This is a genomic window from Polyangium sorediatum (assembly GCF_029946465.1).
Lineage (GTDB): Bacteria > Myxococcota_A > Polyangia > Polyangiales > Polyangiaceae > Polyangium > Polyangium fumosum.
This window is the reverse complement of record NZ_JARZHI010000030.1, coordinates 1-14,785: the sequence shown is the minus strand read 5'-3', so window position 1 is coordinate 14,785 and position 14,785 is coordinate 1. Positions and strand designations below refer to the sequence as shown.

Genomic DNA, 14,785 nt, shown 5'->3' with positions numbered 1-14,785 from the left:
CTGCACGCGGAGACGATCGCTCCATGCTTCGCTTCGATCGCCTCTTCGGGCTCGGTGTTGCTGGTCTCGTGTTTGCGGCTGCGTGCGGAGGCGGAGGGGACGGTAGCTCCGCGTCGGCGTCGGCGTCGGGCGGCGGATCGGAGCCCGTGTGCACGAGCGACGCGCAGTGCGGCGCGAGTGATCCTTGCAAGATCGCCGCGTGTGTCGCCGGCGCCTGCGTCGAGACCCAGGCGCCCGAGGGCAAACTCGTCCTCGACGGCCTCGTCCCCGGTGACTGCAAACGCAAGCAATGCAAGGCCGACGGCACGATCGAGGAGGTCGTCGACGACACGGACAAACCTGAGGACTACAACCCCTGCACCCTCGACACGTGCGCGGCAGGCATGCCGAGCCACGCACCGGATCCTGCGATGGACGGCGCGTCGTGCGGCGCGAGCAGCGTGTTGATGTGCTCGGGCGGCCTGTGCATCGGTTGCACCGAGGCGGCGCAGTGTCCGCAGGGCGGCCTCTGCCACGTGGCCGTGTGCAACACGATGACGAACGCGTGTGGCCTTGGGTTCGACGTGGGCAAGTCGGTCTCGAACAAGGATCTCGGTGATTGCCTGCAAGCCGTTTGCGACATGAACGGCCTCGTCGTCCCGGCGCCCGCGCCGAGCGACGTGCCCCCGCCCGACGCCAACGAGTGCGACGTCGAGTCGTGCGGCGAAACCGGCGCGATCGTCCACACGCCGCAGCTCGACGGCACCGCGTGCGGCGGCTCCTCCACGTGCAAGCCGAGCTCATGTGCGGCGGGCGTGTGCGTGACGCAGATGCCCTTGCCCGGCACGGATGTCGTCCTGGAGACGCAGGTGCCCGGCGATTGCCACAGCACCGTGTGCGACGGCATGGGAGGCACGCTGGATCAGCCCGACGACGCGGACGTGCCGATCGATCTGACGCCGAATGACTGCACGATCCCCGTGTGCTCGGGCGGCACGGCGTCGACGGGCCCTGCTCCGGAGGGCGCCTCGTGCACGAATGCGGGCGGCGCGCTCAGCAAGTGTGATGGGAGTGGTAGCTGCATCTGACGTCGCGGGCGCGACGTGATCAGAACGTGACGCGAAGCCCCGCCGACGTGGGGCTCACGAGGAGGCGCAAGCTCGTCTGCGGCGCGGCCGGCGTGGTCGTGGAGGGCGCGTCGGGTGTGGTCTCGTCGCTCTTCACGGGCACACGCTTGCTACCGATCACCCACAGCGGCACGCCCACGCCGAGCGCCACGACACCCGTGATCAGGATGCCGTAGCCCACGGCTTGCTGCGTCTCGTCGGAGCGCGTCTCGCAGATCGTGGGGCCGAACTGTGACTCGCAGTAGATCGGGATCTGGCTCACCGCGGTGCTCGCGATCGCCGAGCCGGCGAGCACACCGACGATGCCCGCGGTCGTGGCCAGGATGCCGCCGACCATCATCGGCGTGCTCTTGCGCTCGTAGCGCGGAGGCGTCGGCTGCGGCTCGCCGTAGTAGGGGCCGTAGTACGGATATCCGTACGGGTATCCTTGCTGCGGCGGACCGTACCCTTGCTGCGGCGGACCGTATCCGGGCGGAGGTGGGCCGTACTCGCCGCCTTGCGGGGGCGGGCCGTATCCGGGCGGAGGCGGGCCATACCCGGGCGGATAGCCGTATCCTGCGGGCGGCGGCGGTGCGGGCGGAGGCGCTGCCGCGCCCGTACCGGTCGGGGGCGGCGCGCCGGGAGTGACGCCTGGCGCGGGCGGAGGTGCGGCGAGCGGAGGCGCGGCAGGCTGCTCTGCGGGCGCCTGTGCCGTGCTCGGCGGAGGCGGCGCTTGCGGCGCCTGGGCGTGCGCCGCGGGGCCCATCGCGAGCAAGGAGAGGCCCAGCGCGGAGGCGGCGACACACGCGAGGGAAGCGCGCGCTCGGCGAGCGGCGGGCGTCGCGCGAAGAAGCTCCGGATCCGGCAACGTGGGCATCGAGGACTGTCCTTTCGGCAGGGGCTCTGTGCGAGGGGAATCGAGGTCCCGCGGGCTGCGCTCGCTTTTACGATAACGAAAAACGAGATGCACGTGGCGCGTCAAGCGTGCTCCCGCGTCGAGGGAGCGATCACTCGTAGGCATCCTCGGCGGGACGGCTCGGCGCCTTCGGTGCTGCGGGCTTGCTCGCGCCGGTCTTCGTCGCGGCTTTCGGCTTGTCCGCGGGGGTCCCCGTCGGGCTCGCGGTGGGCTTCGAGGCCGTCTCCTTCGCCGCGGGCGCTTCCTTCGCCGCGGGCGCTTCCTTCGCCGCGGGCGGCTCTTCCGCAGTCACCGTGGCGCTCGCCTTCGTGGGGGCGTCGCTCGTGGGCGTCGGTGCTTCCGTCGGCGCGGCCTGGATCGGAGGCAACGGCAGCGAAGCGGGCCTCGTCTCCGGCTGCGCCTCCGGCTTCGGCGCAGGCTTCTTTTCCTGCGTGTTCGTGGCAGGTTTGTCCGGCGCAACCGTTGGGGACGAACCCCCTTGCCCGAGGTAGACGAACACGAACGCGATCGCCACGAGGCCGAGCAGCACGAGCACTGCGTGCTCCTTCTTCGGGCCCTTCCTCTTCGCGGGCTCGATCGCGTTGCTCGTGCTCTCCTCTTTCTCCGTCGTCGGCGTCGCTTCTGCGGCGCGTGAGGTCGCCTTCGCAGACTTCTTCGCGGCCTTGCTCTCCGACGCTTTCGACGCGGGCGCAGCGCTCTTGCTCGCGACGGTGTCCGAGGTGTTTTTCGTGGTGGCCTTCGTGGCCTGGCGCGTCGCGGCGGGCGCGGCTACGCTCGAGGCGCGCGTGGCCTCGTTGGATTTCGTCTCGCTGGGGGCGGCCGGCGAGGCCTGCGCCGGGCTGGCCGTCGGGGTCGGCTTGGAGACAGATGTGGAGACCGACGGGGAATGCGCGGCGCGCGCTCGGTGCTCCTTGCGCTGGGCACGGGAAAGCTTTTTGCTCACGATCCGACGCTAACCGAAGCGGGTTCGATCAGGCAAAACCTCGGATCCAGGGCAGGAAAAGCAACCGGGGTGGAAAGTCCGTTCTCGGACGGCTTGACATGGCCCCTTCGCCGAGTATCCTCCGCGTCCCCCGATTCCGGGTAGACGAACCACCATGCCGACCATCAGCCAGCTCATCCGAAACGGCCGCGAAGCCGCTCGTTACAAGACGGCCTCTCCGGCGCTCAAGTCCTGCCCGCAGCGGCGTGGCGTGTGCGTCCGCGTGTACACCACGACGCCGAAGAAGCCGAACTCGGCCCTCCGCAAGGTGTGTCGCGTGCGCCTCACCAACCAGATGGAGGTCACGAGCTACATCCCGGGCGAGGGGCACAACCTGCAGGAGCACTCGGTCGTGCTCATTCGCGGGGGTCGCGTGAAGGATCTGCCGGGCGTTCGTTACCACGTCGTGCGCGGCACGCTCGACGCTTCGGGCGCCGCGGGGCCGAGCTCGACCAACAAGGCGACCCGCAACCGCAAGCGCTCGAAGTACGGCGTGAAGCGTCCGAAGAGCTGAGCCGAGCTCGCTCTCCCCCGATCACAGTCCGCCAGAAGGAAGCACCATGCCTCGTCGACGTGAAGTTCCGAAGCGCAGAATCATTCCGGATCCGAAGTTCAAGGACAAGCTCGTCGCCAAGTTCACCAACTCGCTCATGTTGAGCGGGAAGAAGGCGACGGCGGAGAGCATCCTCTACGGAGCGTTCGACGTCATCCGCGACCGCTTCAAGGAGGAGCCCATCGAGGTCTTCCGGAAGGCGCTCGACAACGTCAAGCCGAAGCTCGAGGTGAAGAGCCGGCGCGTTGGCGGCGCGACCTATCAGGTCCCGGTCGAGGTTCGGCCGGAGCGTCGCGTGGCGCTAGCGATGCGCTGGCTCGTGACGTACTCGCGTTCGCGCGGCGAGAAGACGATGCGCGAGCGCCTCGCGGCGGAGCTCATCGACGCGGCGCAGAACCGCGGCAACGCCGTGAAGAAGAAGGACGACACGCACAAGATGGCGGAGGCGAACAAGGCCTTCGCGCACTACCGCTGGTGATCGTTCGGACCTAGAGCGGTCGGACACGGCAGGAGACACGTCGAGCGAGATGGCGAAGGCGACATAAGGATCGGGTTACGTGCTCGAACATGGCGGCGCGAAGCGCGCCGCCAACGAACGTACCCCGACACCCTCTCCAGGTTCTCGAAGCACGCCAAACGGAGGCGGGCAGGGCTGGAGAGGGTGTCGTGCGTTCGGGGTTCGAAGCGACGAACGGCGACGACAGCGACGCAAACGAGACTGACGCCCGACATCAGCAAAGACAAACCGACCGCAGGAGGAAGCAGTGGCCCGCGAATACAGCCTGGAGCGCACGAGAAACATCGGGATCATGGCCCACATCGATGCGGGCAAGACCACGGTGACCGAGCGCATCCTCTATTACACGGGCGTCAACTACAAGCTGGGCGAGGTCCACGAGGGCGCTGCGACCATGGACTGGATGGTCCAGGAGCAGGAGCGCGGGATCACGATCACGGCTGCGGCGACAAACTGCTTCTGGGAGCCGAAGGAAGGCCCGAGCGCGGGGATCCGGCACCGCATCAACATCATCGACACGCCCGGCCACGTGGACTTCACGATCGAGGTCGAGCGCAGCTTGCGCGTGCTCGACGGCGCGGTCGCGGTGTTCGACGGTGGCAACGGCGTCGAGCCGCAGAGCGAGACGGTCTGGCGTCAGGCGGACAAGTACCGGGTCCCGCGGATCGCGTTCATCAACAAGATGGACAAGATCGGCGCGGACTTCGACATGTGCGTCGACTCGATGAAGGACCGGCTCGGTACGAACGCGGTGGCGGTGCACTACCCGCTTGGCGCGGAGGACAAGTTCCGCGGCGTCATCGACATCGTCCGCATGCGCGCGGCCGTCTTCGACGACGAGACGAAGGGCGCCGAGTACAGGTGGGAAGCCATCCCTGCGGATCTCGAGGCGAAGTGCCGGGAGCTCCGGGAGCGACTCATCGAGGCGTGCGCGGACGCGAGCGACGCGGTGATGGAGAAGTTCGTCAGCGGCGACTCCGCCTCGGTCACCGAGGAAGAGATCTACGCGGCGATCCGCGCGGGCACGCTGAACTTCAAGCTCGTGCCGGTGCTCTGCGGCTCGGCGTTCAAGAACAAGGGCATCCAGCTCTTGCTCGACGCGATCCTCCAGCTCCTGCCTTCGCCGGTCGACATCCCGCCGGTGCAGGGCACGGATCCGGACAAGAAGGACAAGGTGGTGACGCGCAAGGCGGCGGACAACGAGCCGTTCGCCGCGCTCGCGTTCAAGGTGATGAACGATCCCTTCGGCCACCTCACGTACTTCCGGGTCTACTCGGGCACGGTCGAGAGCGGCTCGAGCGTCCTCAACTCGACGCGCGGCAAGCGCGAGCGTTTCGGGCGCATCCTGCGCATGCACGCGAACAAGCGTGAAGAGGTCAAGACCTGCTACGCCGGCAACATCTACGCGGCGGTGGGTCTCCGTGACACGCGCACGGGTGACACGCTCTGCGAGGAGAAGCACCCGATCGTCCTCGAGCGGATGGAGTTCCCGGACCCGGTCATCTCCATCGCGATCGAGCCGAAGACCAAAGCGGATCTCGACAAGCTCGGCGTGTCGCTCCAGAAGCTCATGTTCGAGGACCCGTCTTTCCGGACGTTCACGAACGAGGAGACCGGGCAGACGATCATCGCCGGCATGGGCGAGCTGCACCTCGAGATCATCGTCGACCGCCTGAAGCGCGAGTTCAAGGTCGACGCCAACGTCGGCAAGCCCGAGGTCGCCTATCGCGAGACGGTGATGCGCAAGGTCACCGATGTCGAGGGTCGGTTCGTCCGGCAGACCGGCGGGCACGGTCAATATGGTCACGTCGTGATCGATCTCGGCCCTGCGCCCCGCGGCGCTGGGTTCGTCTTCGTCAACGACATCACTGGCGGCATCATCCCCAAGGAGTTCATCCCCTCCGCGGAGAAGGGGATTCGAGACGCGCTCGGGCGCGGGGTGCTCGCTGGTTATCCGGTGGTGGACGTCGAGGTGCGGCTGCACTTCGGCAGCTACCACGAGGTCGACTCGTCGGGCCCCGCCTTCGAGGTGGCTGGCTCGATTGCGTTCCAGGAGGCAGCCAAGCGCGCGGGCCTCGTGCTCCTGGAGCCGGTCATGTCGGTCGAGGTGGTTTGCCCGGAGCAATACCTCGGCGACGTCATCGGCGACCTGAACAGCCGTCGCGGGCGGATTCTCGACATGGGGCAGCGGGGAAATGCGCGCGTCGTGCGCGCAGAGGTTCCGCTCGCCTCGATGTTCGGCTACGCGACGGACGTGCGTTCGAAGACGCAGGGCCGCGCGACGCACACGATGCAGATTTCGAATTACGCACCAGTCCCGGTCGCGATCCAGGAAGAGATCGTCGCCAAGCAGCGAGGTTAGGCAATGGCCAAGGAGAAATTCAGTCGAACGAAGCCCCACGTGAACGTCGGCACGATCGGTCACATCGATCACGGCAAGACGACGCTCACGGCGGCCATCGTCAAGGTCCAGTCCAAGCAGAAGCTTGCGAAAGAGATCAAGTACGCCGACATCGCCAAGGGCGGCACCGTCCGTGACGAGACGAAGACCGTGACGATCGCGGCGGCGCACGTGGAGTACGAGTCGCCGAAGCGCCACTACGCGCACGTCGACTGCCCCGGCCACGCCGACTACATCAAGAACATGATCACGGGCGCCGCGCAGATGGACGGCGCGATCCTCGTGGTCAGCGCGCTCGACAGCGTCATGCCGCAGACCCGCGAGCACGTGCTCCTCGCGCGCCAGGTCGGCCTGAACTACCTCGTCGTCTTCCTCAACAAGTGTGACGCGGTGGACGACCCGGAGATGCTGGACCTCGTCGAGATGGAGGTCCGCGAGCTCCTCAACAAGTACAACTTCAACGGCGACAACGCGCCGGTTGTCCGTGGTGCTTCGTTGCCTGCGCTCCAGGGCGACCCCAAGTGGGAGGCGAAGATCGGCGAGCTGCTCGAGGCGCTCGACACGTACATCCCGGAGCCGGAGCGCGCGATCGACAAGCCGTTCCTCATGGCGATCGAGGACGTGTTCTCGATCAAGGGCCGCGGCACGGTGGCCACGGGCCGCATCGAGCGTGGCGTGGTCAAGGTCGGCGAAGAGGTCGAGATCATCGGCTTCAAGGACACGCGCAAGACCGTGGTCACGGGCGTCGAGATGTTCCGGAAGCTGCTCGATCAGGGCATCGCCGGTGACAACGTCGGTTGCCTCCTGCGCGGCGTCGAGAAGGACGACATCGAGCGTGGCCAGGTCCTCGCGAAGCCGGGCTCGATCACGCCGCACACCCACTTCATGGGTGAGGTGTACGTTCTCAAGAAGGAGGAGGGCGGCCGTCACACGCCGTTCTTCACGAACTACCGCCCGCAGTTCTACATCCGGACGACGGACGTGACGGGCACCGTCAACCTCCCCGAGGGAGTGAAGATGGTGATGCCGGGCGACAACATCACGATGAACATCGAGCTCATCGCGCCGGTCGCGCTCGAAGAGCAGATGCGGTTCGCGATCCGCGAGGGTGGCAAGACCGTCGGCGCGGGCATCGTGACGAAGATCCTCAAGTAAGGAAGAAGCAGCGTCATGGCCGACACCACGAAGATCCGGATCCGCCTCAAGGCGTTCGATCACCAGCTTCTCGACAAGTCCACGAGCGACATCGTCGAGACCGCGAAGCGAACGGGCGCGCATGTCGCGGGCCCCATCCCCCTGCCCACGGAGATCCGTCGTTACACGGTCCTCCGCGGCCCGCACGTCGACAAGAAGTCGCGCGAGCAGTTCGAGATCCGCACGCACAAGCGGCTCCTCGACATCATCGAGCCGACGCAGCAGACCCTCGACGCCCTGATGAAGCTCGATCTTTCGGCAGGCGTCGACGTCGAGATCAAGAGCTAGGAGCGCGCCATGAAAGTCAACGTCTACAACCTCAAGCGGGAGCAGGTCGGCGAGATCGACCTTTCGGACGAGGTCTTCGGCGCCGAGGTCAAGGAGCAGCTCTTCTACGAGGTCGTCAAGGCCCAGCTCGCCTCGCGGCGCGCCGGCACCAAGGCCACGAAGGAGCGCAGCGCGGTCGCTGGCTCGACGAAGAAGCTCTACCGCCAGAAGGGCACGGGCCGCGCTCGCCAGGGCTCGATCCGCGCCCCGCACCACGCGGGTGGCGGTGCCGCGCACGGGCTCGAGCCGCAGGACTGGTCCTACCGTCCGCCGCGCAAGGTGCGCATCGGCGCGCTGAAGAGCGCGCTCTCCCTGTACGCCAAGGAGGGTCGCCTCATCGTCCTCGACAGCCTCGAGCTGCCCGAGATCAAGACGAAGGCGATCGTCGACGCGCTCGGGGCCCTGCAGGCGGGCAAGAAGTCGCTCGTCGTCGACAGCGCCTCGAATGAGAAGCTGGTGAAGTCGATCCGCAACCTCGACGCACACCAGTTCTTGCCGCCGGAGGGCGTCAACGTGTACGACCTCCTCCGCCACGACCACCTCGTCGTCTCGAAAGAGGCGGCCAAAGCGCTCGAAGCGCGCTGCCTTCGGTAGAGGAACACGCCATGCAGCCCGAGCACATCATCCGTCGGCCGATCATGCTCACCGAGAAGTCGGCCCGGCTCCGCGAAGATAGCAACAAGGTCATCTTCGAGGTGCGCCGCGACGCGAACAAGATCCAGATCAAGGACGCGATCCAGGCGCTCTTCAAGGTCGGCGTGGTCGAAGTGAACACGCTCGTCATGCGCGGCAAAGACAAGCGCATGGGGCGCGGCTACGCAAAGCTGCACAACTGGAAGAAGGCGATCGTCACCCTCAAGCCGGGCGACCAGATCCAGTTCTTCGACGAGGAGAAGTCGGAGTAAGCCATGGGTATCAAGAACTTCAAGCCGACCTCTCCGGCGCGGCGCTACTACTCGGTCAGTGATTTCAAGGAAATCACCAAGGCCGAGCCCGAGCGCTCCCTCATCGAGAAGCAGACCTCGACGGGCGGGCGCAACAACTACGGCCGCATCACCTCGCGGTTCCGCGGCGGTGGCCACAAGCAGCGCTACCGGATCATCGACTTCCGGCGCGACAAGATCGGCATCCCCGCGACCGTCGCCGCCATCGAGTACGATCCGAACCGCACCGCCCGTATCGCCCTGCTCCACTACGTCGACGGCGAGAAGCGCTACATCCTCGCCCCCGATGGCCTGAGCGTGGGCGCGAAGCTGGTCGCGAGCCGCAACGCCGACATCAAGCCCGGCAACAGCCTCACGCTGCGCCACATCCCGCCCGGCACCTCGATCCACAACATCGAGGTCAAGAAGGGCAAGGGCGGCCAGCTCGTGCGCTCGGCCGGCGTCGCCGCGCAGCTCATGGCCAAGGACGGCGACTACGCCCAGGTGCGTCTCCCGAGCGGCGAGATCCGCAAGGTGCACCTCGATTGCCGGGCCACCATCGGCCAGGTCTCGAACCCCGACCACGCGAACATTACCCTCGGCAAGGCCGGCCGTTCGCGATGGCTCGGCCGTCGTCCGCACAACCGCGGCGTCACCATGAACCCCGTCGATCACCCGATGGGCGGCGGCGAGGGCCGCTCCTCCGGCGGTCGTCACCCCTGCTCGCCGTGGGGTCAGCTCGCCAAGGGCCTCAAGACTCGCAACAACAAGCGGACCGACGGAATGATCATCCGTCGGCGCGGAACCAAGGGTTGATTGAGCCATGCCGCGTAGCATCAAGAAGGGCCCCTTCGTCGACGGCCACCTGATGGAGAAGATCCAGACGGCGCAGGCCACGGGCGGCCCGAAGAAGGTCATCAAGACCTGGTCCCGCAGGTCCACCATCGTCCCCGACGCCGTGGGACTCACCTTCGCCGTGCACAACGGCCGCAAGTTCGTCCCCGTGTTCGTCACGGAGAACATGGTCGGCCACAAGCTCGGCGAGTTCGCCCCGACCCGCACCTTCCACGGCCACTCCGGCGACAAGAAGGCGAAGGTCGGCAAGGCCCCCGGCGGTCGCTGAGGGTCATTCGAGGGAGCTTCCCAGGGGAAACCCTGGGGAGCTCGCTCGCAAGGAGCTCGTCTCTCCGCTTCGGCGAGGGGCGAGCTCCTTCGCTTTTCGAATCCCAGCTGCGATCGCGGTCGGCGCGCCGCGGACCCTCAGCGCGACTTGAGCGCGTCCAGCGTCTCCTGGACCTTCGGGTCCTTGGACATCTTGCACGTCCGGCCCATCACCATCACCCAACTGAGCGCGCGGCTGTCCCCCTCCTCACGCGCTCGGTCGAGCAGCGCCGCCTTATCCGGACAGCTCTTCGCGGCCCAAAGGTCGAAGGCGATCCGCGTCGCAGGCGTCGCGCGGCTTCGCACCGCCTCCTGCTTCATGAGCTCCACCGCGCGGTCGGCCGCCTTCGAGCCGCCCTTGCTCGTCGCAAGCGCGTAGAGGACGTCGGGCCCGCGCGTGCCCATCTTCGTGCTGATGAGGTCGAAGACCTTGTCGACCTCGGCGCCCCCCGCGAAGGCCGCCTTCGACGCGAGCTCGAGGATGTCCGAGCGCACGTCCGCGTCCTCCGGTGAGCGCGGATCCGCAGCCACGAGCGACTCGAGCGTCGCCGTCGCATCCTTCACCTTGGCCGCACGCACCTCCTTCGCGAGCCGCGCGCGAAGCTCGCGCGAGTTGCCCGCCGAAGCTTGCGCCCGCGGCGCGTCCTCGTCGTCGGAAGGCGCCTCAGCCGCCGCCCCCGGATCCTTCGAGGCGCTCGTGTCGTCGCGGGCCTCGTCGAGGTCCGGGAACGGCGACGAGCGGAGCATGATGGCGAGCACGATCACGGCCACGATGCCGGCCGCGCCCGCGATCCCGAGCATGACAGGGCGGGGCAGGGGCGCAGCGGAATCCGGGGCGCGACCGGGCGGCAAGCCGACGATGGTCATGACGTGGGGAGAGGATACCGGGCGGTGGCGGCGTCCCTCAACAGCCTGCGAGGCTTGTTCAGGGGGTACTTGACGGCGTAGCGCCGGGGTTTCACCCCGGACCCGACTGGTCCACGATGGGGCTGCGCTCGGCAAGCCGAGCTACGCCCCAAACCCCGGGGTTGTCCACCCCTCGACCCGGACCAGGGCACGGCCCTGGACCTTGGGTGCATCGACCGCGATGCGGTCGATGCAAAGGCGTCGTGGTTGGCCACCCGCTCAGAACGTCCCGCGGACGCCCAGGTGGGCCGGGCCGACGACGAGCTCGGTGTGAGCGGCTTCGGGCTTCTTGTCCTTTTTCAGGCTGAGCACGAAGAGCGTCGCGCCTGCAGCCACGCCGACGGCGCCCACGATGAGGCCCACGTTGGCGACCGTCTGCTGCATCTTGCCCTTGTCGACGTCGCCTTGCCGATCCGCAGGACACGGACCGCCGCAGGTCGCCTTGAGGTCGTCGTACGTCGCATTCGACATCGAGCCGAAGACCGCGAACGTCACGAAGCCCGCGACGCCGAGCCCGCCGGCCGCGAACGCGCCGATCCGCATCCCCGACATGCCCTTGCTGCCGGTCTCGCCGCCGGAGCCGCCGTCGCCGCTGCCGTCGCCGCTCCCATCGCCGCCGCCGGTCTTGGGGCTCGCGAAGCCGATCGACACCGTCTTCGACTCGCCTGCGGCCGTGGTGAGCGATTGCGACGCAGCCGGCTTCGCGCCGGACTCGAGGCGGATGTCCACGGTGCCGGGCATCGCGGGGAAGGGTTTGCCCCAGCGATCCTGGGGCACCTCGACGCCTCCGATGGTCAGACGCGCGCCGCTCTCGGGCGTCGCCACGTCCACGCTCACGAGCGTGAGCTTCGTGTTGAGCTCGTCGCGCTCGACCTTCGCAGTCTCGCCCGTCTGTGCGTACTTCTCGCCGGCGGTTTGGGCCTCGGCTGCGACCTTCTCGAATTCGAGGTAAGCGTCGACGAGCTTGCCCATCTCCCGCAGACAGCGCGCCACGTAGAGGTGCGAGTTCGGGCTGTTCACCTTGGCGTACGAGGCGCGGAACTCCTCGATGGCCTTCTCGAACTTGCCGGTCTTGAACAGGTTCGAGCCGGCCTCGAACTTCTTCTTGGCTTCGGCGACGTCCGCTGCGGAGGGCGTTGCTGCCGCGGCGGGGGCTTGCGCATGGGCGTCCGTCGGCCCGAGGACCGAGAGCGCGGGGAGAGCAACGAAGAGAGCTGCGATCGCGGTTGTTCTGGTTCGCACGGCGCTCAGATTCCGGTGGGATCGAACTTGGTTGTTTTCTTGGTGGTCTTGTTCGTCGTCTTGCTCGTCCCGGTGGACGGCGGACGAACGGTCTTCGTCGTGTTGACGGCAGGCGCCTTCCACGTGGTCGGCGCCTTGTTCTCGCCGGCGGCCGCTTGGGTCGCCTCGGGCGCCGGGACGGCGGGCTCCTCGGCCTTCGGCTCCTCCGCCTTCGACGGTTCGGCCGTTGGCGTCGGCGGCGGCTCGGGCTGCTTCGCCTCCGTCGGCTGCGGCGGCGGCGTGGTGGCTTGCGCCGCAGGCGCCTGCTCCGTCGCCGTGGGCGTGGGCGTCGGCTTTTCGGTCTTGTCCCCGCCGCCGGAGAGCACCACGGCGGCGCCGATCGCGATCGCCGCGAATGCGCCGACCCCGATGAGGACCCGCTTCTTCTGCGACGCTTGCGCGGCGAGCAGGAGGTCGTCGTCGTCCTTTGCGGCCGGCTGCGCGGTCGTGGGGGTCGGGACCGGCACGCTCTGCAGCGTCTCGAGCCTCGGCAAGGGCGGCGCGGCCGGTACGGCGGGGCTTGCCGCGCCGATGTCGCCGAACACAGGGACGTCCGCGGCCTCGCTGCCGGCCTTCGCGGGCGCTTCCGGCTTCGAGTCGACCTTCGGCTCGCTGGTGATGGGCGGCGGGATGCTCGCGCGATCCGCCGCGAGGCTCGCGTCGGCTGCGGCGATCGCGGCGCGCAGCTCGGCCGCGCGTTTCGCGTTTGCCTCGCCGATCACCTTGCGCACGAAGTCGGCGACGTCCTCGTCCGTGATCGGCGTACCGACCTGCGAGGACACCTGATCGATCGCGCGCTGCATCTCGCCGGCCGTCGAGTAGCGCTTCGTCCGGTCCTTCTCGAGCGCCTTCAGGATCACCTTCTCGAAGTCCGCGTGGATGCTCGGGACGAGCTCGCGCGGCGGGATCGGGTCCTTCAGCGCGATGTTCTCCACGGTCTTGAACTCCGTCTCCCCGCGGAACGGGTGCAGGCCCGTGACCATCACGTAGAGCAGCACGCCGAGCGAGAAGAGATCGCTCCGGCGATCGAGCGGCAAACCGCCGAGCTGCTCGGGTGAGAGATACGGCGTCTTGCCTTTGACGACGCCCTCGGCGCGCGTGACGTAGAGACGCCCGCGCGACTTCGCCACGCCGAAGTCGGCGATCTTCGCGAAGCCTGACGTCGAGATCAGGATGTTGCCCGGCGAGATGTCGCGGTGGACGAGATCGACCAGCGCGCCGTTGTCGTCGCGCAGCTCGTGCGCGGCGTGCAGGCCTGCGCAGATCTGCGACGCGAGGCGCAGGATGATGTTCTGCGGGATCCCGCCGAGCGTCTTCGCTGCCTTCTGCACCGTGCTCAGCGTGTCGCCCTCGACCCACTCCATCACGATGTAGAGGATGTCGTCCTGCTCCCCGAGGTCGAAGATCTCGACCACGTTCGGGTGCCGAATCCGCGCCGCGACGCGCGCCTCGTCGAGGAACATCGTCTCGAAATCCGGATCGTCGGAGACGTCCGGCAGCATCGTCTTGATCGCGACGGTCTTCTGGAAGCCGCGCGAACCCTGCAGACGCGCGGCCCAGACGGACGCCATGCCGCCCTTCGCGACGCGCAGGAGGATCTCGTAGCGCCCGAGCGTGCTGCCGGGCTTCAGGCGATCGAGCGCCGTCGCCTTCGTGCGCGACACGGGCGCCTCGGAGCCGTCGCTCTCGGCTGGCGAAGGCCCGGTCGTCGGCGTCTTCGTGACGACCGTCGGCATCTCGGACTTCGTCACCACGACGTGCTCGGGTTTGTCCTCGGCCTTGGGCTCCTCGGCCTTGGTTTCCTCCGGCTTCTTCGCTTCGGCCTTGGGCTCCTCGGCCTTGGGCTCTTCGGGCTTCTTCGCCTCGACCTTGGGCTCCTCGGCCTTCGGCGCGTCCTTCACCTCGACCTTGAAGGCGTCCGCGTCGTCGTCGATCTCGATGTCTTCGCCGGGCAGCGACTCCGCGACCGGCCGGACGGGCGGCGGCGGCTTGGGCACCTCGGGCTTCGCGCCGACCACCGGCGGGGTCGGGGGCTTCGGGATGCTGATGCCGGGCTTCTGCGGCAGCGGCGCGGCCTTCGCCGGCGGCGGCACGACGGGCTTTTTTGCCTCGGCGGCCGGGGCGCCTTCGGGTTTGTCGGCCGGCTTGTCCGCGGCCTTCGCCTCCGCGGGCGCCTTCGCCTCGGCGGCGGGCTCGACCTTCGCGGCGGGCTTCGGCAGGGCGGCGGCTGCGGGCTTCGGCGGCTCGACGCCGCCCACGAGCGTCCGCTGACGCGTCATCGGCTTCGGGGCGCCGAGCTTCGGCACGGTCGGGCCTGCGGCCTTGTCCTCCGCCGCGTCTTTTTTCTCGGCGGCGGGCGCGGCCACGGGCGCCGACACGGCGGGCGCCTTCACGCCGAGCGGCGCCTTTCCGTTGGCCCCGGGCGCCGCGACACCGACGACCGTGGGCTGCGGCGGACGCGCGGCCGCAGCGGGGACGGGCTTCGGCCCGGCGGCGGCGGCCGGCGCCACGGCGGGCGACGCGGCCGGCGCCACGGCGG

Annotated in this window: 15 protein-coding genes; 10 read left to right on the top strand and 5 right to left on the bottom strand. The window is 68.3% G+C overall.

Annotated elements, in window-relative coordinates; genetic code table 11:
• The first annotated feature begins 23 nt into the window (after positions 1-23).
• The gene (locus tag QHF89_RS28355) at positions 24-1,067 is read left to right on the top strand and encodes a hypothetical protein (RefSeq protein WP_136968307.1); all 1,044 of its coding nucleotides are present in this window, start codon (positions 24-26) and stop codon (positions 1,065-1,067) included.
• 19 nt (positions 1,068-1,086) lie between these two features.
• Here the strand turns inward: QHF89_RS28355 and QHF89_RS28350 are convergent, their stop codons facing one another.
• Positions 1,087-1,962: a hypothetical protein gene (locus tag QHF89_RS28350; protein WP_284721033.1), complete on the bottom strand. Its 876-nt coding sequence runs from the start codon at positions 1,960-1,962 to the stop codon at positions 1,087-1,089.
• A gap of 130 nt (positions 1,963-2,092) precedes the next feature.
• Complete coding sequence (locus QHF89_RS28345) at positions 2,093-2,944, bottom strand: hypothetical protein (protein WP_136968308.1); 852 nt, start codon at positions 2,942-2,944, stop codon at positions 2,093-2,095.
• 154 nt (positions 2,945-3,098) lie between these two features.
• Here QHF89_RS28345 and rpsL point away from each other — a divergent pair, with 154 nt between their 5' ends.
• From rpsL to rpsS, 9 genes are all read left to right on the top strand, one after another.
• Positions 3,099-3,497, top strand: a complete 399-nt coding sequence (gene rpsL / locus QHF89_RS28340; protein WP_136932396.1) for a 30S ribosomal protein S12 — start codon at positions 3,099-3,101, stop codon at positions 3,495-3,497.
• A 46-nt stretch (positions 3,498-3,543) separates the two neighbouring features.
• Complete coding sequence (gene rpsG / locus QHF89_RS28335; protein WP_136932397.1) at positions 3,544-4,014, top strand: 30S ribosomal protein S7; 471 nt, start codon at positions 3,544-3,546, stop codon at positions 4,012-4,014.
• A 286-nt stretch (positions 4,015-4,300) separates the two neighbouring features.
• The gene (fusA, locus tag QHF89_RS28330) at positions 4,301-6,415 is read left to right on the top strand and encodes an elongation factor G (RefSeq protein ID WP_136968309.1); all 2,115 of its coding nucleotides are present in this window, start codon (positions 4,301-4,303) and stop codon (positions 6,413-6,415) included.
• A gap of 3 nt (positions 6,416-6,418) precedes the next feature.
• Complete coding sequence (gene tuf / locus QHF89_RS28325) at positions 6,419-7,609, top strand: elongation factor Tu (RefSeq protein ID WP_136968310.1); 1,191 nt, start codon at positions 6,419-6,421, stop codon at positions 7,607-7,609.
• A 15-nt stretch (positions 7,610-7,624) separates the two neighbouring features.
• Positions 7,625-7,936 carry a 30S ribosomal protein S10 gene (rpsJ, locus tag QHF89_RS28320; protein ID WP_012233476.1) on the top strand — a complete coding sequence of 104 codons (312 nt, stop codon included), beginning with the start codon at positions 7,625-7,627 and terminating at the stop codon, positions 7,934-7,936.
• A 9-nt stretch (positions 7,937-7,945) separates the two neighbouring features.
• Positions 7,946-8,569, top strand: a complete 624-nt coding sequence (gene rplD / locus QHF89_RS28315; RefSeq protein WP_136936253.1) for a 50S ribosomal protein L4 — start codon at positions 7,946-7,948, stop codon at positions 8,567-8,569.
• An 11-nt stretch (positions 8,570-8,580) separates the two neighbouring features.
• On the top strand, positions 8,581-8,880 hold the full coding sequence (gene rplW / locus QHF89_RS28310) for a 50S ribosomal protein L23 (RefSeq protein ID WP_136936254.1): 300 nt from the start codon (positions 8,581-8,583) through the stop codon (positions 8,878-8,880).
• 3 nt (positions 8,881-8,883) lie between these two features.
• Positions 8,884-9,714, top strand: coding sequence for a 50S ribosomal protein L2 (rplB, locus tag QHF89_RS28305; RefSeq protein ID WP_136973381.1), 831 nt, complete (start codon positions 8,884-8,886; stop codon positions 9,712-9,714).
• Between the two features lie 7 nt (positions 9,715-9,721).
• Entirely contained in the window at positions 9,722-10,021 is a 300-nt protein-coding gene (gene rpsS / locus QHF89_RS28300; protein WP_136936256.1) for a 30S ribosomal protein S19, read from the top strand.
• A 137-nt stretch (positions 10,022-10,158) separates the two neighbouring features.
• Here the strand turns inward: rpsS and QHF89_RS28295 are convergent, their stop codons facing one another.
• The 3 genes from QHF89_RS28295 to QHF89_RS28285 all read right to left on the bottom strand — a co-directional run.
• Positions 10,159-10,926, bottom strand: a complete 768-nt coding sequence (locus QHF89_RS28295; protein ID WP_136973380.1) for an HMG-box domain-containing protein — start codon at positions 10,924-10,926, stop codon at positions 10,159-10,161.
• 258 nt (positions 10,927-11,184) lie between these two features.
• Entirely contained in the window at positions 11,185-12,207 is a 1,023-nt protein-coding gene (locus QHF89_RS28290; RefSeq protein ID WP_136973379.1) for a tetratricopeptide repeat protein, read from the bottom strand.
• A 5-nt stretch (positions 12,208-12,212) separates the two neighbouring features.
• Positions 12,213-14,785 (bottom strand): serine/threonine-protein kinase (locus QHF89_RS28285; RefSeq protein ID WP_284721032.1); only part of this gene is annotated, 2,573 nt, incomplete at its 5' end.